We start from the raw sequence: 19,709 nt of genomic DNA, 5'->3' as shown, positions 1-19,709 counted from the left end.
GCAGGCCGCGCCTCAGCACAATGCTGACACGTCCGTCGAGACCCACCCGACCGGGTGAGGCAGGACTGGCCGGTTCAAGGACCGGGCCTCGCGGACCGATGGATCACCATGCTCGGCACGCGCACGGCGAGCTTGCCGGACTGCCGTCCGCTGCTCGCCGACCCCGACGACCTGACGCTGGTCTTCCAGCCGATCGTCGACCTGGCCGCCGCCACGGTGGCCGGGTACGAAGCGCTGGCCCGGTTCCCGGGTTCGGCCGGTCCCGATGTCTGGTTCGCCGCCGCTGCCGAGGCGGGTCGGGCCGCCGAACTCGAGGCCCTCGCCATCCACAAGGCGCTCGCCGCCGTGCCCTCGCTGCCCCCGAACACGTTCCTCACGGTCAACGTCAGCCCGCACATCCTGGGCTCGGCCCGTGTCCAGGAGGCCCTGGCGACCCGCCCCGGCCTGCAGCGCGTCGTCGTCGAGCTGACCGAACACACTCCCGTCCACGATCTCGCCACGCTCCGCCGGCAGTGCGACGAGCTGCGGGCCCGCGGGGCGCTGATCGCCCTGGACGACGCCGGCAGCGGCTACTCCGGCCTGCAGCAGCTCGCCGCGCTGCGCCCGCAGGTGGTCAAGCTCGATCGCGCGCTGGTCAGCGACGCCGACACCGACCCCGTGCGGGTGGCCCTGGCCGAGATGCTGGGCGAGTTCGCCGGCCGCATCGACGCGTGGCTGCTCGCGGAGGGGATCGAGACCCAGGCCGAGCTGGCCGCGTTCGCCAAGCTCGGCGTCCCGCTGGCGCAGGGCTGGCTGCTCGGCCGCCCGACCCCCGACTTCGCACCGCTGGCTCCCGAGACCGTCCGTCTCGTCCGCGCCCAGGTGGCCCGCGCCCAGCTGACCGACACCGTGGCCAGCCTGCTGCGTCCGGTACGCCAGTCCCCCCTCGGCGAGGATGCCGGCATCCCGCCCGCGGTCCTCCTCGGCCCTCAGGGAGAGCCGGCGGCGCTACTGCTCGCCGATCCCCGGACGGCGGAGGTCTACACCGCGCCGGTCTCGCTGCGGGTGCACCCCACGACCGGCATCTCCGAGACGCTCCAGCGCGCCCTCACCCGCGCACCGGCGCAGCGCTTCGACCCCGTCGTCTGCACCGACCAGAACGGTGACGTGGTCGGTCTCCTGCGCGTCGAGGACCTCGCGGCCGCAGCGCCGAAGGTTCGCTAGCCCCAGACCCCGGCCGCACCGGCGGCCGGTTGCTCCGCGCCACCCGACGACCGCCACCCGACGACCGCCACCCGACGACCCCGCCCGACGACAAGGAGTCCACCCATGAAGACCTTCGCCTGCGGAGACGTGATCCCCGGCTGCGGCGCCCGCTTCTCGGCTGCCGACGAGGGCGGGATCTTCGCCCAGGTCGCCGGCCACGCGGCCGCCGACCACGGCGTCACCGACATCACCCCGGAGCTGGTCCAGGCCGTCCGCGACCGCATCCAGTCCATCTGACGCGACTCGGCGTCCAGTGCACCAGCCGTCGCCCCTCCGGCGGCGGTTGGTGCACTAGTCGTCGCTGGCGTCGGTCAGCAGCTTCGTCTCCTCGTCGGTCAGGACCAGGTCCTGCATCGGCAGCAGATCGGCAAGCTGGTCGACCGACCGCCCGCTGGCGATCGGCGCGACCACGGTCGGCTGATCCGCCAGCCAGCGCAGCGCCACCGCGGCCCCGGTGACCCCGTGCGCCGAGCCCACCTCGGCCAGCGCGGCGAGCACCCGATCCCCCTTCTCCCCCACGTACCGCGACGCGCGAGCCGCACGCGGGGAGTCGATCCGCTCCCCGGCCCGGTACTTCCCCGTGAGGAAGCCGAGTGCCAGCCCGAAGTAGGGCAGCGTGCCCAGGCCACGAGCGGCCACGACGTCGCGCAGTTCCCCCTCGTACCGCGAGCGCTCCATCAGGTTGTAGTGCGGCTGCAGTGCGACGTACCGGGCGATCCCCAACCGGTCGGAGGTCTCCACGGCCTCCACCAGGCGTTCCGCGGAGTAGTTCGAGGCCGCGATGTGGCGCACCTTGCCCGCCCGCACGAGCTCGTCGAACGCCGTGAGGGTCTCCTCCAGCGGCGTCGTCTCGTCGTCGTAGTGCGCGTAGTAGAGGTCGATCGTGTCGACCCGCAGGTTCCGCAGCGAGCCCTCGGCCGCGGTCCGGATCTCGGCCGCCGACAGCGGGTGTTCCTTCTTGGCCGGGGACGCCTTGGTGGCGACGACGACGCGGTCACGCATCCCGCGCTCGGCCATCCAGGAGCCCAGGATCTTCTCGGAGGCCCCGTCGCCGTAGCTCTCGGCGGTGTCGACGAAGGCGCCCACCGTGCTCGGCGTCGCGTCGAGGAACCGGTCCAGGAGCGCGAAGGACGTCGGCTCGTCCGCCGTCCAGCCGAAGACGTTCCCGCCGAAGCACAGATCGCTGACGTGCAGGTCCGTACCAGTGAGCTGCGGCATGCCCTCACGCTAGGCGCGGACCGCGCTCGCCGCCGTCCCTGCAGTGGGACGGGTGGGGCCGACGTGTCGTCTTTGGGCCCTCCGGATACCCCCCGCTGGCCAGATCCCAGGCGGGCATGGCACGGTGCCCGGAGTCCGGCCGCCGAAAATCGGCCGGATGTGCCCGCGCCGTCCGCGCCCTGTGCGTGGATGCCGGGAGGTCCCCACCGGCTCCTGCCGCGTCCGGGGATGGAGCCGGCCGCCGTGCCGCTCCCTGGCACCAGCCACCACACACGAGAGGAACCTCATGAACAAGGCCGAACTGGTCTCCGCCATCGCCAAGCGCGCCGACGTCGCGGCCTCCACCGTCGACTCGGTGCTCGCCGGCCTCCAGGAGGAGCTCGTCGACGCGATCACCCGCGGCGAGAAGGTCGCCGTCTCCGGCCTGCTGACGGTGGAGCGCACCCAGCGTTCCGCGCGCACCGGCCGCAACCCGCAGACCGGTGAGTCGATCGACATCCCCGCCGCCAACACCGTCAAGGTGACCGCCGGCTCGAACCTCAAGAAGGCTGCGAGCTCCGTCCCCGTCTGAGTAAGGACCCCCTTGCCCCCCACCGCTCGCACGCTCGCGGCGGGACCCTGCAAGGGGGCCGTTCCGCCGTCGGGCGGCTGCCTGACCCGTGCGGTCCGGCCCACAGCGTCGTGGGTCAGGATGCGGGTGCAGGGGCCGTCCGGCGGCGGACGGCGTTTCGGCACCTCGAGCGACGGACAAGGGAGCCCCCGTGGGCAGTGACCTGACGATCAGCACCGACCCCGCGGAGGTCGGCGTCGACGCCGCCCGTCTGGAGCGGCTCGACCGCCGCCTGGCCCGGTGGGTGGACGACGGGCAGCTGCCCGGCTTCCTCGTCACGGTCGCCCGGCACGGCCGGCTGGTGCACGTCGGGAAGTCCGGCTCCCGCAACGTCGAGGCCGGCCTGCCGGTGGAGGACGACACCCGCTGGCGGATCTACTCGATGACCAAGCCGGTCACCTCGGTCGCGGCGATGATGCTGTACGAGGAGGGGGCGTTCGAGCTGAACGACCCGATCTCGAAGTGGCTGCCCGAGTTCGCCGAGACCCGCGTCTACGTGGCCGGGTCGGCGATGAAGCCGGTCACTGCCCCGCAGGTCGAGCCGATCCGGGTGTGGCACCTGCTCACCCACATGTCCGGGCTCACCTACGGGTTCCACCACGCCCACCCGTGCGACGCGATGTACCGGGCGATGGGCCACGAGTGGGGCACCCCGCCCGGCGCGGACTCCGCCGAGGTGGTCCGCCAGTGGGCCTCGGTGCCGCTGGTCTTCCAGCCCGGCAGCTCGTGGAACTACGGCGTCTCCACCGACGTCCTCGGCCGGCTCGTCGAGGTGCTGTCCGGGCAGTCGCTGGACGAGTTCTTCGAGCAGCGGATCTTCGCCCCCCTGGGCATGCGGGACACCTCGTTCGGCCTCCGCGAGTCCGACGACGTCGATTCGCTGGCCCGGCTCTACCTGGCCGCGCCGGGGCAGCCGGGGGGTCCCGCGACCGGGATGATGTTCAGCGAGGCGTTCGACTCCGCCGCGCACGCCAAGCCCGCGTTCCTGTCCGGCGGCGGCGGCCTGGTGTCGACCGCCGGTGACTACCTGCGCTTCGTCGAGCTGCTGCGCCGTGGAGGCGCCTACGACGGCGGCCGGCTGCTCGGGCCGCGGACGATCGCGCACATGGTCCGCAACCACCTGCCGGGGAACCAGGACCTGGAGAGCTTCGGCCGGCCGTTGTTCGCCGAGACGCCGCTGCGCGGCGTGGGTTTCGGGCTCGGGTTCTCGATGATCATCGACCCCGCGCGCTACGGCGTCGTCGCCAGCACGGGCGACTACAGCTGGGGCGGGGCGGCGTCCACGGCGTTCTACGTCGACCCCGTCGAGGACGTGACCGTCACCTTCTACACGCAGCTGCTGCCGTCGAGCACGCTGCCGATCCGCAACTACCTGCGCGCCCTGGTCAACCAGGCCCTCGTCGAGTAAGGACCCCCTGCCCCCCACCGCTCGCACGCTCGCGGCGGGTCCCTGCAGGGGGCCGACGCGGGTTACAGGTAGCGGCGGTAGACGACGGTGGCGACCATCGCCGGCTTGGTGCCGCCCTCGATCTCCATCGTGACGCCCATGTTCATCGCGATCCCGCCCTCGAACGGGGTCGCGGCCTCCAGCGTCGCCCCGGCCCGCACCCGGCCCCCGACCGGCACGGGTGAAGGGAAGCGCACCTTCTCGGTGCCGTAGTTGACCCCCATGCGAAAGCCCTCGATCTCGACGATCTGCGGCAGCAGCGAGGGGATCAGCGACAGCGTCAGGTAGCCGTGGGCGATGGGGCCGCCGAACGGGCTCTCCTTTTTCGCGCGCTCGGGGTCGACGTGGATCCACTGGTGGTCGCCGGTCGCGTCGGCGAACTGGTTCACCTGCTCCTGGGTCACCTGCACCCAGTCGCTGTAGCCGAGGTGTTGCCCGACCAGGCCCTGCACGCCCTCGATGCCCGCGACGGTGGTCTGCGCCATCTGCCCTGTCCCCTTCGACTCGGTCTGGTTGGCTGACTCCACCACACCTGCGTCGTCGAGGAGGGAACGGGTTGCTCCGGATCGGTGCACGGGACGTGCAACCCGGCGAGTTCGTCCTGATGGCGATCGTGAACCGGACACCCGACTCGTTCTACGACCGCGGCGCCACCTACGCCATGGCCGCCGCCGTCGAGCGGGTGGATCAGGTGGTCGCCGACGGTGCGGACATGGTCGACGTCGGCGGGGTCAAGGCCGCCCCCGGGGACGACGTCGACGCCGCCGAGGAGATCCGCCGGACCGTCGACCTGATCGCCGCGATCCGTGCGGCGCATCCCACCCTGCCCATCTCGATCGACACCTGGCGGGCGTCGGTGGCCCGCGAGGCGCTGGCCGCCGGTGCCGACGTCGTCAACGACGCCTGGGGCGGGGTGGACCCGGAGCTCGCGTCGGTCGCGGCCGAGGCGGGGGCCGGGATCGTCTGCACGCACGCCGGCGGGCTCCCGCCCCGCACCCGCCCGCACCGGGTCACCTACGACGACGTCGTCGCCGACATCGTCGCCCGGACGACGGCCCTCGCCGACACCGCCGTGGCTGCGGGCGTCGACCGCGACCGGGTGCTGATCGACCCCGGGCACGACTTCGGCAAGAACACCCGGCACTCGCTGGAGGCCACCCGGCGGCTCACCGAGCTGGTCGAGACCGGGTGGCCGGTGCTCGTGGCGCTGTCGAACAAGGACTTCGTCGGCGAGACCCTCGACGTCCCGCTGGAGGAACGCCTGACCGGCACGCTCGCCGCGACCGCGGTCAGCGCGTGGCTCGGCGCCCGCGTGTTCCGCGCCCACGACGTCGCGGCGACCCGGCAGACGCTGGACATGGTGGCGTCGATCCGCGGCGACCGCCCGCCGGTGCGCACGGTCCGCGGCCTCGCCTAGCCGCGGACCTGTCGCGCCGAAAGTCCACCGCCCGCGCCGTGACGAAGACCCTGGCCGCGCCCTCGCGCCGGGGCCTAGCCTCCCGGCGTCAGCACGGGTGAGCCGGAGAGGCGGGCGCCATGAGCGGTCGGGTCGTGCACTTCGAGATCCCTTACGACGACGGCGACCGCGCCCGTCGCTTCTACGGAGAGACCTTCGGCTGGCAGCTCCAGGAGATGCCGGGGATGGAGTACACGCTGGTCATGTCCGGGCCGAGCAGCGACACCGGCCCGAGCGAGGCCGGGTTCATCAACGGCGGCATGCTGGCACGGGAGGAGAGCGCGGCACCCGGACCGGTCGTGGTCATCGACGTCGACAGCATCGACGCGAAGCTGATCAAGGTCGAGGAGGCGGGCGGGTCCGTGCTCGTCCCGAAGCAGCCGGTCGGCGCGATGGGGTTCACCGCCTACGTGAAGGACCCCGAGGGCAACGTCGTCGGCCTCTGGGAGACCGCCGCGTCGACCTGAGCCACGGCTGCCCGACTCAGAACGTCAGGCCGTGCTGCTCGACGATGCGCCCGGTCCGTTCGGGGTCGACGTCGCACCGGTAGGGGGCGGCCATCTCGGCCAGCACCTCAGGCGTCGGGAACTCCGTCTGCGAGTCGACCCAGCGGAAGAACGTCTCGAGGCCGGCCGGCGAGATCAGCTCGAGCACCGCGGCGGGCTCGTCACCGGCGTTCCACAGGGTGTGCCACTGGTTTCGTGGCTTGAACACCAGGTCGCCGGGCTCGGCGAACACCTCCTCCTCGCCGAGGATTCCGCCGATGCGCCCGGAGAGGACGTAGGTGTACTCGTCCTCCAGGTGATGCAGGTGCACCGGCGCCAGCAGCGCCCTCGGCGGGAACAGGTGTTGCACGAGTGCGAACCGGCCGCCGGCGTCCTCGCCGTCGATCATGAAGCGGTCGCGCACCCCGGCGGGATCCCCCATCGCGTCCCCGTCGCTCGCCCGGAGGATCCGTACGGCCGCCGCAGCGGTCTCTTCGTCATCCATGTCGGCTCCCGACGGCGCAGGTGGGCGAGCAGGCTACCGCCGGTCGGCGCCCGTCCGACCGGGTTCGTGCGCCCACTACCGTCCCGACATGGCCGGCACCGGGTTCCACACCGCCGACGAGCTCAACGCGCTGCTCCCGGGCACGCTCCCGGGCCTGCTCGGGATCACGATCACCGCGCACGAGCCCGGCCGCCTGGACGCCGCCCTCGACGTCCGCCCGGACCTGCTTGCCCCGAACGGCTACCTGCACGCCGCGACGGTGGTGGGGCTGGCCGACACCGCGTGCGGCCTGGCGACGCGCGCGCTGCTGCCCGAGGGCTCGACCGGCTTCACCACGATCGAGCTGAAGTCCAACTTCCTCGGCACGGTCCGGGAGGGGCGGATCGCGGTGGTCGCGACCAATGCCCACGCCGGACGGACGACGCAGGTCTGGGACGGCGTGGTGACCGACACCGGTTCCGGCCGGACGATCGCGCTGTTCCGGTGCACGCAGTCGGTGCTCTGGCCGCGGTAGCCCGAAGGCCCGGCCGGTGCAGGGGCCCGCCGTGAGCGCGCGAGCGGTGGGGGGCCGCGGGGTCCTTACAGAACTCGCGAGTAACCCCCTTGTGGCAGGCGACACGCGGAATGTGAGACTGGCGCCACATCAGAACCGAGGAGGAGCACCCGTGGCACTGGCCAGCCCGTATCCCGACGTCGAGATCCCGAACCTGTCGGTGCCCGAGTTCGTCCTCGCCGCGGGCAAGGAGAAGCCCGACACCCCGGCCCTGATCGACGGCCTCAAGGGCGACACGATCACCCACGGTCAGCTCGCGGCCTACGTCGAACGCGTCGCTGCGAACCTCCACGCCCGAGGCCTCCGCAAGGGCGACACCGTCGCCGTCTTCTGCCCGAACACCCCCTGGTACCCGGTGGTCTTCCACGGCATCGCCGCGGCCGGCTGCGTGATGAGCCCGATCAACTCGCTCTATACGCCCGACGAGATCGCCTTCCAGCTGAAGGACTCCGGCGCGAAGATCCTGATCACGATCTCCCTGTTCATGGATCGCGCCTCGGCGGCCGCCGAGAAGTCGCCCCTGGACGAGATCGTCGTGCTCGACGGCATGGAGGGCCACGCCAACCTCTTCGATCTCCTGGGCGCCGACGCCCCGTCGGTGCAGGTCGACATCGATCCGGCCGAGGACCTCGTCACCCTGCCGTACTCCAGCGGTACCACCGGTCTCCCCAAGGGCGTCATGCTCACCCACCGCAACCTGGTGGCCAACGTGGCGCAGACGCGGGCGCTGATCGACCTGCAGGAGGACGAGAAGATCATCGCCGTCCTGCCGTTCTTCCACATCTACGGCCTGACGGTCCTCATGAACCAGGGCCTCCAGTGGGGCGCGACCGTCGTCACGTTGCCGCGCTTCGACCTGGAGGACTTCCTCCGGACGATCCAGGACTACAAGATCACCCGCGCGTTCGTCGCGCCGCCGATCCTGGTCGCCTTCGCCAAGCACCCGCTGGTCGGCTCCTACGACCTGTCGTCGCTGCGCTCGATCCTGTCCGGCGCCGCGCCGCTGGACGAGCAGCTCGCCCTCGCCGTGGAGCAGCGGCTGCGCAAGGGTGCCGACGACGGCGTGACGGTCGCTCAGGGCTACGGCATGACCGAGCTCTCGCCCGTCTCGCACACCACGCCCGACCCGGGCCACGAGCCGCCCGGCGCCGAGGGCTACGAGGTGCCGAAGGGGTCGGTCGGCTACGCGATCCCCAACACCGAGTGCCGGCTCATCGACCCCGCCACCGGTGAGGACGCCGCCGAGGGCGAGCGGGGCGAGCTGTGGATCCGCGGCCCGCAGGTGATGAAGGGCTACCTGAACAACGAGCAGGCCACCAACGAGACCGTCGACTCCGACGGCTGGCTGCACACCGGCGACGTCGCCATCGTCGACGACCACGGCGTCTACACCGTCGTCGACCGGGTCAAGGAACTGATCAAGTACAAGGGCTACCAGGTGGCCCCGGCCGAGCTCGAGGCCGTGCTGCTCGGTCATCCCGAGATCGCCGACGCCGCGGTCATCGGCGTTCCGGAGAAGGAGAGCGGCGAGGAGCTACCCAAGGCCTTCGTCGTCCGCGCGCCCGGCTCGGAGCTCACCGAGGACGCCGTCAAGGCCTACATGGCCGAGAAGGTGGCCCCGCACAAGAAGATCCGGTTGGTCGAGTTCATCGACACGGTGCCGAAGTCCGCGGCCGGGAAGATCCTGCGCAAGGACCTCAAGGCCCGCGCGTAGGAGTCTGTCGGCGGGGTTCTCAGCCGCGCACCAGGTCGCGACGGCGGACGTAGCGGCCCTCGGTGAGGCGCAGCAGGAGGACCAGCGGCCGGCCCGCCGACGCCAGTAGCTCGGCCCGCTCCTCCGGGGTGCACTGGTCGGCAACCCAGGGCAGCAGGAACGTCAGCTGGCCGATCGAGGTCCCCTTGCGGAACAGCTCCTCGCAGCGGGCGAAGTCCGCCGCCGAGACGTGCTCGCGAATGACCGGGAACACCTCCCGCTCCTCCTCCCCGATGTGCTCGTCGAGCAGGTCGGCCATCTCGGTCAAGACCGCGCCGAGCTCCGCCGCGCCCGTCCGCGGCTCACGGGCGAACGCCGGCAGCGCGCGCTGGGCCCGCCCGATGACGGCGTGCAGCTCGACGTGGTCTTCGGAGAGGTCCGCGAGCTCGACCGTGGTCGCCTCGGCGCCCTCCACCGAGGCCACGATGACCGGCCACAGGACGTCGTCCTCACGCTCGTGGTGCGTGGTGATCTCGTGCAGGACGGCGAGGGCCATCTGCACGAGCGCCCGCTGCCGCTCCCGGCTGCACGGCTGCCCCGCGGCGATGCCGCCGGCGGCGTCGGCCAACTGCCGCGTGCCCGAACGGAGGGCACGGTGGATGAGCGTGAAGCTGAGGAGATCGGCTTCGGGTTCGCCGGCGCGACGCGGGGTCACGGCGAAGGCCGGCCGGGGAGCGGGAGAGGTCGTCGTCATGACAGGAACCGTGCCCGGGCGCACTGGTAGCCCGCTCGCGGCCGACTTGGAGAGCCCGGTCAGCCGGGCGGCGCCTGCGGGGGCGCGCCCGTCCGCGTCTGGGCACCGGGCTGGGCGTCGGCGGCCGTGGTCCGGTCGACCGGCGGCGGAGGCGTCCAGTACGGCTTACCGGCCGGCATCTGGGCACCGGGGTACGGGCCGGAAGCAGCCGGCCGGGGCCGGGCGGCGACCAGGATCAGCACGCAGCCGACCACCAGCAGGACCGCGCCACCGGCGATCAGTCCCCACGCGAGGCCGTCGAGGGCGGGGGCGGTCGCGCCGATCCGGGCATCGATGGCGACACCGGACGATGCATCGTCATTCATGACGACGAACATCCATGCGCCGTCCTCGGGCACCCAGCTCACCTGCTGCGTCCCGGTGCCGCTGCTCTCGGCGACCCAGAACGTCTCGTCGGTCGGCGGACCGGATGGTGCGCCGCCGGGCACGACCGCCTGGGCGGGGTTGTCGAGCCCGAGGTCGTCGACAACGGAGTGCTCGACGCCGTCGAGGTAGCGGGTGCCGTCGGCCAAGGGCGCGATCCCGATGAAGATCGCCTGGTCCGGGTCGGCCGCGGTCACCTCGATGCGGGCGGTCCCCAGTGCGGCCGACAGCGGCACCCAGTCCGCCCCGGTGCTGAGGTCGACCTGCTCGCTGGCCAGGGCGTAGCCGTCGGTGGAGAAGGCGTCCTCCGCGGTGAACAGGAAGCCGTCGTCGTTCCGCTCGACCTTGTCGGCCCAGAGCAGTACCCCGCCTCCCAGCAACAGCCCGAGCGCGGGCAGCAGGAGGAGGACCCCGATCACGAGGGCGATGACCCGTCCCGGGCCCATGCGGGGAGCGGGCGGTGGCGGGTTCCAGGTGGGTTGCGGCGAGGGGGCCATGGCTCATCTCCTGGCGAACGCCGGGCCGCGGATCCCGCGGCGCGTGCCGGCGGACCCCTCGAGCGTGGCACCGTCGGCCGCCCGCACCGGTGGCTCGCTCACCGCGGGCACCGGCGCGCCGCCCGGCCCGGCGCGTCGGGCCAGAGCGTCGCCGTTCCTGTACAAGGACCCCTCCTCCACACGCCTCGCACGCTCGGGGCGGTGCCCTGGAGGGGGCCTTAGGGTCGGGGGATGCGTGCGGTCACGGTGACGGAGCCCGGCGGTCCCGAGGTTCTCGGCTGGGGTGAGGTGCCCGACCCGGTCTGCGGGCCGGGCGAGATGATCGTGGACGTCGCAGCGACCGCCGTGAACCGCGCCGATCTGCTCCAGCGCCAGGGCTTCTACCCGCCTCCGAAGGGCGCCAGCGAGATCCTCGGGCTCGAGTGCAGCGGCGTGATCAGCGAGGTGGGCGACGGCGTCGTCGGCTGGTCGGTGGGCGACGAGGTGTGCGCGCTGCTCTCCGGCGGCGGCTACGCCGAAAGGGTCGCCGTCCCGGCGGGGCAGTTGCTGCCCCGGCCCGCCGGCGTGGAGCTGGCCACGTCCGCCGCGCTCCCCGAGGTCACCAGCACCGTGTGGTCCAACGTGTTCATGCTGGCCGGGCTGCGGCGCGGCGACTGCTTCCTCGTCCACGGCGGCTCCAGCGGTATCGGCACGATGGCCATCCAGCTCGCGGCCCGCTCCGGTGCGCGGGTGTTCACCACCGCGGGGACGGCGGCCAAGCTCGACGTGTGCCGCGAGCTCGGCGCCGAGGTCGGGATCAACTACCGCGACGAGGACTTCGTCGAGCGGGTGAAGGAGGAGACCGACGGCGCCGGCGTCGACGTCGTCCTCGACAACATGGGCGCCAAGTACCTGGCCCGCAACGTCGACGCCCTGGCCGTCGGCGGCCGGCTGGTGTCGATCGGCATGCAGGGCGGCACGAAGGCCGAGCTCGACCTCGGGAAGCTGATGGCCAAGCGGGCCTCGGTGCACGCCACGACGCTGCGGGCCCGGCCGGCCACCGGACACGGCGGCAAGGCCGAGATCGTCGCCGCGGTCCTGCACGACGTCTGGCCGGACGTCGAACGCGGGGTCATCCGCCCGATCGTCGACCGCCGGCTCCCGATGTCCCGGGCCGGCGAGGCGCACGCGCTGATCGAGGCGAGCGAGCACATAGGCAAGGTGCTGCTGCTTCCCGAGGACTGACGCGGCTCAGAACGGCACGCGCACCAGCTCGCGGCCGCCGTCGCCCAGCAGGACGACCTCGGTCAGATCCGCACGCTCGACGTCGGCCCAGCCCCGCCACGTTCCGTCCCCGGCCGGCGATGCGGGCCACGTTCCCGCCGGGTGCAGAGCGCCGGTCGAGTCGACCGCGACCAGGCGGCAGGTCTCGCCCGGGTGCATCCCGGCGACGGTGACGACCAGCGCACTGCCGTCGTCGACGGTGCTAGCGGTCACCGTGGCCCGGACCGCCCCGGCCGACGCCGTGACGCTCTCCTCCCCCGATTCGGTGGCCCACACGGTGACACCGGCCCCGATGCCGAGCACGGCGAGCACGGCCGCCGCGACCAGCGCCATGACGCGCGCCCGGTGTTGCGGTGGTGGCGCGGCGGCCGCCGTCACGCGGGCGAACAGGTCAGGCGACGGCGTCACCGCGACCGGGCGGAGATCGCCCGGCCGCACCCGGTCCAGCACACCCGGCAGCGCCGCGAACTCGGTGAGCTCCCTCGCACAGGACGGGCAGAGCCGCAGGTGCTCGTCCACGCGCCGCCGCTCGTCGGGTTCCAGGGCTCCGAGCACGTAGGCGCCCAGATCGGTCGTGGCGACGGGGCAGGTCACGTCGTCACCCCTCGTTCGGCCAGTGCCAGCTTGAGCGCCCGGAGCGCGTAGTAGCAGCGGGACTTCACGGTTCCGGGCGGGATGCCCAGCACGCCGGCCGCCTCGGCCACGGTGCGGCCGCGGTAGTAGGTCTCGATGATCACCGCGCGATGCTCGTGGGAGAGCGAGTCGAGCGCGTCGGCGATGACGATGCGGTCCAGGGTGCCCTCGACCTGGTCCAGCTCCGGCACGTGGGCCAGCGCGGCGTCCCCCACCTCCGTCGGGCGGGCCCGCCGCGCCCGGTGGGCGTCGATGGCCAGGTGCTGGGCGACCGTGAACAGCCAGGGACGGACCGGTCCGGCGTCCTGGTCGAGGCGGTCGAGATTCCGCCAGGCCCGGAGCAGCGTCTCCTGCACGATGTCCTCGGCCCGGTTCCGGTCGCCGTCGGTCAGCCGCAGCGCGTAGGCCAGCAGCACGGGCGCGTGCTCGTCGTACAGGGCCCGCAGGCGCTCCTCGCGCACAGTTGCGCTCCGGGTCCTCATGGCATCAGTACCCCGGCACCGCTGCCGGTTCCGAGGTCGGTGCGGCGCTGACCTTCGTCCCGTCGGCGGCCACGACCCACCAGATGCCGCCGACTGCCTGTCCGGTCACGTCCCCAGCCTGCGAGTCGCCGGCGTACAAGTACAGAGGCATGCCGCTCAGCGTGACCTGCCGGGATCCGTCGTCCCGGGTGATCGTGCCGATCTCACCGGTCACCCCGTCGACGACAGGATCGTCGGACTCCGCCGGAACGGGCGGCCACTTCGCCAGGCACTCGCCACTGCAGGCGCTCTGCCCCGAGTCCGCCGTGTCCTTGTCGAAGACGTAGACGGTGCGACCGTCGGCGTCGACGACGATCTCCCCGAGGTCGCTGTCCGCGGTGGCGAGCACCGCGTTCGCCACCTCACCGCCGGAACCCTCCCCCGATGCCGTGCCGCTCCCGTCCGAGGAGGATCCGCAGCCGGCCAGCGCGAGCAGTCCCAGGGCGGCCGCAGCAGCCCGGATCTTCGTCGTCCTCACGGCGGAACCTCCTTCGGCGGGCGGGACCGGCTCCACCCGGTCCCCACACCTCCAGCACGGATCGGGTCATGGATCGGTTCAGCCACCGGGCGTTCGGCCGGTCGGTGCCTCGGGGCAGGATGGAGGCATGACTGCACCCGGACACGGCAGCGAGCGCTCCCAGCAGGTCGTCGTCGTCGGCCCCGACGGCCAGCCGGTCGGTGCCCTGGCGATGCCGCAGGGGGACGACGACGGTCAGGGGGGCCCGCTCGCGGACATGGTCGAGCAGCCCGCCAAGGTGATGCGGATCGGCACGATGATCAAGCAGCTGCTCGAGGAGGTGCGCGCCGCGCCCCTGGACGACGCCAGCCGCAATCGGCTGCGCGACATCCACGCGGCATCGATCCGCGAGCTCGAGGAGGGCCTGTCGCCCGAGCTGCGCGACGAGCTGGAGCGGATCACCCTGCCGTTCACCGAGGGCGAGACCCCGTCGGACGCGGAGCTGCGGATCGTCCAGGCCCAGCTCGTGGGCTGGCTCGAGGGTGTCTTCCACGGCATCCAGACCGCACTGTTCGCCCAGCAGATGGCCGCCCGGGCTCAGCTGGAGGAGGTCCGGCGCAAGGCGTTGCCCGGCGGACAGGGCACGCAGCAGCCCGACATGCGCCCCGGCGGCGGCCAGTACCTCTGACGATCCGCATGACCCTGTCGGCCTCCGGCCGACACCGCGGCCAGGTGCCGTCCCCCCGACGCTGAGCCGGATCCCGTGTCCACGGCGGGGACCCTTCGGGCCCACACCGGGTCCACGCGCCTGACCTGCGGTAACCCGGTCAGGTGAAACCGACCCCGCGCGGGCCACGCAGAGCGGGCAGAACGGCCTGGCGATCGCCTCGCTCGTCACCGGCATCGTGGGCGTCGTCTTCGCCGTGCTGTTCGCGATCATCGGGCTCGCGCTCGGCGTGGTGAGTGTCGCCCTGGGCGCCGTCGCCCGCCGCAACGGCACCCGGAGCGGGCAGGCGACCGTCGGCCTGGTCCTCGGCGTCGTGGCGATCATCGTGGCGATCGCGAACATGGTGATCGCCTACAACGTCCTCACCTGAGCCAGAACGCAGACGGCGCCGCCCCCGCTCGGGGACGGCGCCGTCTGCGTCGTCGGGCTAGACGGTGAAGCGGCTGACGGCGTCCTGCAGCTCCCCGCTCATCCGGGCCAGCTCGCCGGCTGCCCGCTGGGCGTCCGCGACCCGCTCGTTCGTCTCCTGCGTGCCGGCGGCCAGACCGGAGATCGCCGCGGCGATGTCCTGCGAGCCGCTGGCCGCCTCGGCGACATTGCGGTTCATCTCGTTCGTCGTCGCGGTCTGCTCCTCGACCGCCGCGGCGATGGTCGCCTGGAAGTCGTTGATCTCGCCGATGACCGTGCTGATCTGACTGATCGCGTCGACGGCACCCGCGGTGTCGGCCTGGATCGCCTCGACCCGCTTGGAGATGTCCTCGGTCGCCCGGGCGGTCTCCTGCGCCAGCTCCTTGACCTCGCTGGCCACGACGGCGAAGCCCTTGCCGGCCTCCCCGGCCCGCGCCGCCTCGATCGTGGCGTTCAGGGCCAGCAGGTTCGTCTGCTCCGCGATGCCGTTGATCAGCTTGATGACCGTGGCGATCTCCTGCGAGGAGTCGCCGAGCTTGCCGACGGTCTTCGTCGTCGTCTCGGCGACGGTCACGGCCTGACCGGCGACCCGGGCGGCCTCGGTGGCGTTGTGCGCGATCTCCCGGATCGCGGACTCCATCTGGGAGGAGCCGGTGGCGACGGTGTCGACGCTGGCCGCCACCGCGCTGGCGGAGGTCACGACCTCGTCGGCCTGCACCGCGGCGGTCTGGGCGTTCACCCGCATGCCCTCCGCAGCGCCGTTGAGCTGCTGCGAGGCCGCGGCGAGGCGGGTCGAGGAGTCGCTCACCAGGAGCAGCACGTCGCCGATGGCGTCGAGCGTGTCGTCCAGCGACTTCGCCATCTCGCCCAGCTCGCCGCCGCCGGTGCGCCCCGCACGGACGGTCAGGTCACCTGCGGCCACCTGGCCGAGGATCTCGCGGATCCGCTGCACGGGACGGGTCACGCCGCGAGCGACGAGCAGCGCCAGGACGACGGAGATCGCCAGCCCCACGGCGATGATGACGAGGGTCAGCGTCCGGCCGGTGGCGTAGGCGTCCTCCGCCTCGGCGGCGGTGGCTCGGGCCGTCACCGACGCAGCCGCAGCGGCCGCGACGAGGGACTCACCGATGGTGGTCTCGTGCGCGTTCATCTGGGTGATGATCGGGCCCATCTGAGCGGGCGTGAGCGTGCCCTGGGCCGAGATCAGCTGACCCAGCAGGGTCAGGTACTGCTCGGTGGCGCCGGCGAACTGCTCGAACGCGGCTCGCGTGTCGTCCGACAGCGGCAGTTCAGCAGTCGTGGCGATGTGCTCGGCCAGGAGCTGGGTGGTCGCGCCGGCCTTCTGCTGGGACGACAGCCGACTGTCCGCCGGAAGCGTGGGGATGTTCGCCCGGGCGGTGTAGGCCGACAGCTCCCACCAGTCGACCTGGAGCTGCTTGAGCGCCTCGACCGGGACCGTGCCGTTGTCGTAGACCTGCTGCGACTGGTCACTGAGCACCGACATCCGCTGGATCCCGAAGGCCCCGACGGCGACAGTGGTCAGGGCGACCACCAGGATCGCGCCGAGCAGCCGGCTGCGCAGACCCCACGACCGTCGTTCCCGGGATGCCGGGGTCTCCCCGGTCGTCTCGTGGTCGGGTTCCTGCGTCGGGTCCATGTGCGGCTTCCTCCTCGTATCGGCACCCGGCGTGCCGGCCGCATGGCCTTTCGGCAGATGCGGCCCGCAGTTGAGCCGGATCCCTCAGAGCGACCGTAGGAAGGCCGCGACCCCGTCGTCGTCGTTGGTGCCGGTGACGTCGGTGGCCACGGCCATCAGATCCGGATGGGCGTCGGCCATCGCCACCGCCCGCCCGCCGGCCCCGCGGACCCACTCGAAAGCCGCGATGTCGTTGGGCATGTCGCCGAAGACGACGACGTCCTCCGGCCCGACGCCGTGCTGTGCCGCCACCTTCGCCAGGCCCGACGCCTTGGTCACCCCGGCGGCAGAGATCTCGGCCAGCGCGTCGCTCGAGGAGTGGGTGACGGTTGCGCGGTCGCCGATGACCTCCTCGACCAGCGCGACGAACTCCTCCGAGGACAGGTCCTCGTGCCGGGCGAGCAGCTTGGCGACAGGCGCGGCCACCATCTCCTCGAGCGTCGCCTCGGCGACCCCGGGGGCGTCGACGTCCCATCGCGGCTTGTAGATCGGCTCGTGCCGGAACTCCAGCCCGTACTCGACCGCGAACCAGGTGCCGGGCTGACGTCGTCGCAGCTCGCTGGTGACCGACTCCAGGATCTCGGGGTGCAGCGGGTCCTCGTCGATCACCTCGAACCGTTCGAGGTCGAGCAGCACCGCACCGTTGCAGCAGACGGCGGTGCCGTGCCCCAGCACCTCCCGGATCCGGACCATCCAGCGCGGCGGCCGGCCGGTGGCCAGCACCAGCGGGACGCCGTCGGCCCGCCACCGTCCGAGCTCGGCGAGCGTGGCCTCGCTGACGGTGTCGTCCCAGCGCAGCAACGTGCCGTCCATGTCGCTGGCGATCAGTCTCGGGCGCCAGTCAGACATTCGTGCGGCCCTCGTCCAAGAAGAGGGCCTCCAGGTAGCTCGCGACGCCGTCGGCGTCGTGGCCGCCGGTCACCCCGGACGTCGCCGCCCGCACCGCGGGGTGCGCGTTGGCCACCGCGACCGCCCGGCCACCCGCCTCGGCGACGGCGGTGATCATCGGGAGGTCGTTGGGCATGTCGCCGAAGACCAGCACGTCCCCGAACCCGACGCCGTACCGCTCCAGCGCGATCGCCAGGCCGCTGGCCTTGGTGATCCCCGGCGGCAGCACCTCGATGAACCCCAGGCCCGCGTGCGTGACCTCCGCCTGCGCGGGGTCGGTGACCTGCCGGGCCAGGGCGAGCAGTTCGTCCTGCCCGAGCGTCGACGAGCGCAGGAAGGCCTTGAGCACGGACCCCTCGGGCAGCACCTCGTGCCGCGGGAGCAGGTGGGCAGGCTCCGGGTAGGGCCAGTTGAAGCCGTGCTGCACACGGAGCGGGCCGGAGATCTCGGTCTGCTCCGCGGCGTCCTCGACGGCGACGATGAGATCGCCGGCGACCTCCTCGATCCGGGCGATCACCGCGGCCGCCTGGTCACGGGGCAGGCCCACGGTGCGCAGCACCTCGTCGCGCTCCAGGTCGACGACGAAGCCGCCCTGCGCGAGGACGGCGATGCCGCGGCCGTCGAGGGCGGCCCGCACGCTGTCGAGCAGCCGGGGTCCGCGACCGGTCACGCCGACGACCGGGATCCCGGCGTCCCAGCAGGCCTCGAGCGCCGTGCGCGTGCGCGGGGTGACCTCGCCGGCAGAGTTGAGCAGCGTGCCGTCGAGGTCCGTGGCGACCAGCTTCGGTCGCCAGGTGCCGAGGTCGCCCAGCTCGACGACCGAGTCGGCGCCGGGGAGGGCCCCGTAGGCCTTGAGTACCTTCGGCGACTGACGGGTCATGCGGGGGGGACCGCGGCCGTCAGGCTCATGCCGGGCGTCAGTTGCTCGACGCCCCCGAGCCACGGGCGGAGCGCCTTGGGCACGTAGACGGCGCCGTCCGGGCGCTGGTGCACCTCGAGCAGGCAGGCGATGGTGCGGGCGATCGCGCACAGGGTGCCGTTGAGGGTCGCCGCCATCTGGGGCTTGCCGTCGCCGTCGCGGTACCGGATGTTCAGCCGGCGGGCCTGGAAGGTGCCGCAGTCCGACGTCGACGTCAGCTCGCGGTAGGCGCCCTGGCTGGGGAACCACGCCTCGATGTCGAACTTGCGCGCCGCGCTGGTGCCGAGGTCGCCGGCCGCGATGTCGACGACGCGGTAGGGCAGCTCCAGCGCCTGGAGGAACTCCTCCTCCCACTGCAGCAGCCGCAGGTGCTCGGCCGTCGTCTCCTCGGGCCGGCAGAAGCTGAACATCTCGACCTTGTCGAACCAGTGCACGCGGATGATGCCGCGGGTGTCCTTGCCGTAGGACCCGGCCTCGCGGCGGAAGCAGGAGGACCAGCCGGCATAGCGCCTGGGGCCGGCGGGGAGGTCGAGGACCTCCTTGGCGTGCATGCCGGCGATCGCCACCTCGGAGGTGCCGACGAGATAGAGGTCATCGCGCTCGATCCGGTAGACCTCCTCGTCGTGCTCGCCGAGGAAACCGGTGCCCTCCATCGCCTCCGGCTTGACCAGCGCGGGTGCGATCACCGGCGTGAAGCCGGCGGTGACGGCCCGGCTGATCGCCAGCTGGGCGAGCGCGAACTCCAGCAACGCCCCCGGGCCGGTGAGGAAGTAGAAGCGGGCCCCGGAGACCTTGGCGCCACGCTCCATGTCGATCGCGCCGAGCGCCTCGCCGATCTCGATGTGGTCACGCACGGGGAAGTCGTAGGCGGGCAGGTCGCCGACGGTGCGCAGCGTCACCGCGTCGTCCTCCCCGCCGGGCGGCACCTCGTCGGCCACGACGTTGGGGATCTTCAGGTGCGCCTCGCGCAGGGCGGCATCGGCCGACCGCTGGGCCTCCTCGGCCTCCTTGACCTCGGCGGCGAGGGCCTTGGCCCGCTCCAGGACGGCGGGGCGCTCGGTGGCCCGGGCCTTCTGCACCGCCTGGGACGCGGCCTTCTGCTCGGCGCGCAGGTTGTCGGCGCGGGAGACGGCCTCGCGGCGGGCTGCATCGGCGGCCAGGAGCTCGTCGACCAGCGACTCGTCGGCACCGCGGGCCCTCTGGCTGGCGCGGACGGTGTCGGGGTGCTCGCGCACGAGTCGAAGGTCGATCACCCCCCGATCGTAGGTGGCGGGTTTCGACGGACTCGCACGATTACGGGACCATGGGTGT

At 72.6% G+C, this 19,709-nt stretch carries 23 protein-coding genes; 11 read left to right on the top strand and 12 right to left on the bottom strand.

Annotated elements, in window-relative coordinates; genetic code table 11:
* Positions 1–108: 108 nt before the first annotated feature.
* On the top strand, positions 109–1,203 hold the full coding sequence (locus E4P38_RS14820; RefSeq protein WP_135132596.1) for an EAL domain-containing protein: 1,095 nt from the start codon (positions 109–111) through the stop codon (positions 1,201–1,203).
* Positions 1,204–1,308: 105 nt separating this feature from the next.
* Positions 1,309–1,482 (top strand): DUF1059 domain-containing protein, encoded by a 174-nt coding sequence (locus E4P38_RS14815; protein WP_135132594.1) that lies wholly within the window; start codon positions 1,309–1,311, stop codon positions 1,480–1,482.
* A gap of 54 nt (positions 1,483–1,536) precedes the next feature.
* On the opposite strand, the gene E4P38_RS14810 is transcribed toward E4P38_RS14815, so the two are convergent.
* On the bottom strand, positions 1,537–2,463 hold the full coding sequence (locus tag E4P38_RS14810; RefSeq protein ID WP_135132592.1) for an aldo/keto reductase: 927 nt from the start codon (positions 2,461–2,463) through the stop codon (positions 1,537–1,539).
* A gap of 286 nt (positions 2,464–2,749) precedes the next feature.
* Here E4P38_RS14810 and E4P38_RS14805 point away from each other — a divergent pair, with 286 nt between their 5' ends.
* A complete protein-coding gene (locus E4P38_RS14805) occupies positions 2,750–3,034 on the top strand; it encodes an HU family DNA-binding protein (RefSeq protein ID WP_135132590.1) in 285 nt (94 codons plus the stop codon).
* Positions 3,035–3,224: 190 nt separating this feature from the next.
* Positions 3,225–4,481: a serine hydrolase domain-containing protein gene (locus E4P38_RS14800; protein ID WP_135132588.1), complete on the top strand. Its 1,257-nt coding sequence runs from the start codon at positions 3,225–3,227 to the stop codon at positions 4,479–4,481.
* A gap of 62 nt (positions 4,482–4,543) precedes the next feature.
* On the opposite strand, the gene E4P38_RS14795 is transcribed toward E4P38_RS14800, so the two are convergent.
* The gene (locus E4P38_RS14795; RefSeq protein ID WP_135132586.1) at positions 4,544–5,005 is read right to left on the bottom strand and encodes a MaoC family dehydratase; all 462 of its coding nucleotides are present in this window, start codon (positions 5,003–5,005) and stop codon (positions 4,544–4,546) included.
* 95 nt (positions 5,006–5,100) lie between these two features.
* On the opposite strand from E4P38_RS14795, the gene folP reads away from it, so the two are divergent.
* Both folP and E4P38_RS14785 read left to right on the top strand, forming a co-directional pair.
* Positions 5,101–5,937, top strand: coding sequence for a dihydropteroate synthase (gene folP / locus E4P38_RS14790; protein WP_245161044.1), 837 nt, complete (start codon positions 5,101–5,103; stop codon positions 5,935–5,937).
* Positions 5,938–6,056: 119 nt separating this feature from the next.
* Positions 6,057–6,443 (top strand): VOC family protein, encoded by a 387-nt coding sequence (locus tag E4P38_RS14785; protein ID WP_135132583.1) that lies wholly within the window; start codon positions 6,057–6,059, stop codon positions 6,441–6,443.
* A gap of 16 nt (positions 6,444–6,459) precedes the next feature.
* Here E4P38_RS14785 and E4P38_RS14780 read toward each other — a convergent pair whose 3' ends face one another.
* Positions 6,460–6,966 (bottom strand): cupin domain-containing protein, encoded by a 507-nt coding sequence (locus tag E4P38_RS14780; RefSeq protein ID WP_135132581.1) that lies wholly within the window; start codon positions 6,964–6,966, stop codon positions 6,460–6,462.
* Between the two features lie 88 nt (positions 6,967–7,054).
* Here E4P38_RS14780 and E4P38_RS14775 point away from each other — a divergent pair, with 88 nt between their 5' ends.
* Positions 7,055–7,480 (top strand): PaaI family thioesterase, encoded by a 426-nt coding sequence (locus tag E4P38_RS14775; protein ID WP_135132579.1) that lies wholly within the window; start codon positions 7,055–7,057, stop codon positions 7,478–7,480.
* A 151-nt stretch (positions 7,481–7,631) separates the two neighbouring features.
* A complete protein-coding gene (locus E4P38_RS14770) occupies positions 7,632–9,233 on the top strand; it encodes a 4-coumarate--CoA ligase family protein (RefSeq protein ID WP_135132577.1) in 1,602 nt (533 codons plus the stop codon).
* Between the two features lie 19 nt (positions 9,234–9,252).
* Here the strand turns inward: E4P38_RS14770 and E4P38_RS14765 are convergent, their stop codons facing one another.
* Both E4P38_RS14765 and E4P38_RS14760 read right to left on the bottom strand, forming a co-directional pair.
* Positions 9,253–9,966, bottom strand: a complete 714-nt coding sequence (locus tag E4P38_RS14765; RefSeq protein ID WP_135132575.1) for a hemerythrin domain-containing protein — start codon at positions 9,964–9,966, stop codon at positions 9,253–9,255.
* 59 nt (positions 9,967–10,025) lie between these two features.
* Positions 10,026–10,886: a hypothetical protein gene (locus tag E4P38_RS14760; RefSeq protein WP_135132573.1), complete on the bottom strand. Its 861-nt coding sequence runs from the start codon at positions 10,884–10,886 to the stop codon at positions 10,026–10,028.
* 231 nt (positions 10,887–11,117) lie between these two features.
* Between E4P38_RS14760 and E4P38_RS14755 the strand changes: the two genes are divergently transcribed.
* Positions 11,118–12,110 (top strand): NAD(P)H-quinone oxidoreductase, encoded by a 993-nt coding sequence (locus E4P38_RS14755; RefSeq protein ID WP_135132571.1) that lies wholly within the window; start codon positions 11,118–11,120, stop codon positions 12,108–12,110.
* A 6-nt stretch (positions 12,111–12,116) separates the two neighbouring features.
* Here E4P38_RS14755 and E4P38_RS14750 read toward each other — a convergent pair whose 3' ends face one another.
* From E4P38_RS14750 to E4P38_RS14740, 3 genes are read right to left on the bottom strand one after another with little or no spacing between them, the layout of a single operon-like run.
* Positions 12,117–12,743, bottom strand: a complete 627-nt coding sequence (locus E4P38_RS14750; RefSeq protein WP_167760572.1) for a zf-HC2 domain-containing protein — start codon at positions 12,741–12,743, stop codon at positions 12,117–12,119.
* Positions 12,740–13,264, bottom strand: coding sequence for a sigma-70 family RNA polymerase sigma factor (locus tag E4P38_RS14745; RefSeq protein WP_135132568.1), 525 nt, complete (start codon positions 13,262–13,264; stop codon positions 12,740–12,742). The genes E4P38_RS14750 and E4P38_RS14745 overlap by 4 nt, the downstream gene beginning before the upstream one ends.
* A gap of 4 nt (positions 13,265–13,268) precedes the next feature.
* The gene (locus tag E4P38_RS14740) at positions 13,269–13,781 is read right to left on the bottom strand and encodes a hypothetical protein (protein WP_135132567.1); all 513 of its coding nucleotides are present in this window, start codon (positions 13,779–13,781) and stop codon (positions 13,269–13,271) included.
* Between the two features lie 127 nt (positions 13,782–13,908).
* Between E4P38_RS14740 and E4P38_RS14735 the strand changes: the two genes are divergently transcribed.
* A complete protein-coding gene (locus E4P38_RS14735) occupies positions 13,909–14,448 on the top strand; it encodes a bacterial proteasome activator family protein (RefSeq protein WP_135132566.1) in 540 nt (179 codons plus the stop codon).
* A 187-nt stretch (positions 14,449–14,635) separates the two neighbouring features.
* Positions 14,636–14,857, top strand: coding sequence for a DUF4190 domain-containing protein (locus E4P38_RS14730; protein WP_135132565.1), 222 nt, complete (start codon positions 14,636–14,638; stop codon positions 14,855–14,857).
* 57 nt (positions 14,858–14,914) lie between these two features.
* Here E4P38_RS14730 and E4P38_RS14725 read toward each other — a convergent pair whose 3' ends face one another.
* From E4P38_RS14725 to serS, 4 genes are all read right to left on the bottom strand, one after another.
* On the bottom strand, positions 14,915–16,552 hold the full coding sequence (locus E4P38_RS14725; protein ID WP_135132564.1) for a methyl-accepting chemotaxis protein: 1,638 nt from the start codon (positions 16,550–16,552) through the stop codon (positions 14,915–14,917).
* An 84-nt stretch (positions 16,553–16,636) separates the two neighbouring features.
* The gene (locus tag E4P38_RS14720; RefSeq protein WP_135132563.1) at positions 16,637–17,440 is read right to left on the bottom strand and encodes an HAD family hydrolase; all 804 of its coding nucleotides are present in this window, start codon (positions 17,438–17,440) and stop codon (positions 16,637–16,639) included.
* On the bottom strand, positions 17,433–18,359 hold the full coding sequence (locus E4P38_RS14715) for an HAD family hydrolase (protein ID WP_135132562.1): 927 nt from the start codon (positions 18,357–18,359) through the stop codon (positions 17,433–17,435). The genes E4P38_RS14720 and E4P38_RS14715 overlap by 8 nt, the downstream gene beginning before the upstream one ends.
* A complete protein-coding gene (serS, locus tag E4P38_RS14710) occupies positions 18,356–19,651 on the bottom strand; it encodes a serine--tRNA ligase (RefSeq protein WP_135132561.1) in 1,296 nt (431 codons plus the stop codon). Before serS ends, E4P38_RS14715 begins: the two co-directional genes overlap by 4 nt.
* Between the last annotated feature and the right edge of the window lie 58 nt (positions 19,652–19,709).

It is taken from the genome of Blastococcus sp. CT_GayMR16, assembly GCF_004570875.1.
In the GTDB taxonomy this organism is placed as follows: domain Bacteria; phylum Actinomycetota; class Actinomycetes; order Mycobacteriales; family Geodermatophilaceae; genus Blastococcus_B.
Note: the sequence above shows the minus strand (reverse complement) of the source record. Positions and strands in the feature narration are given on the sequence as shown.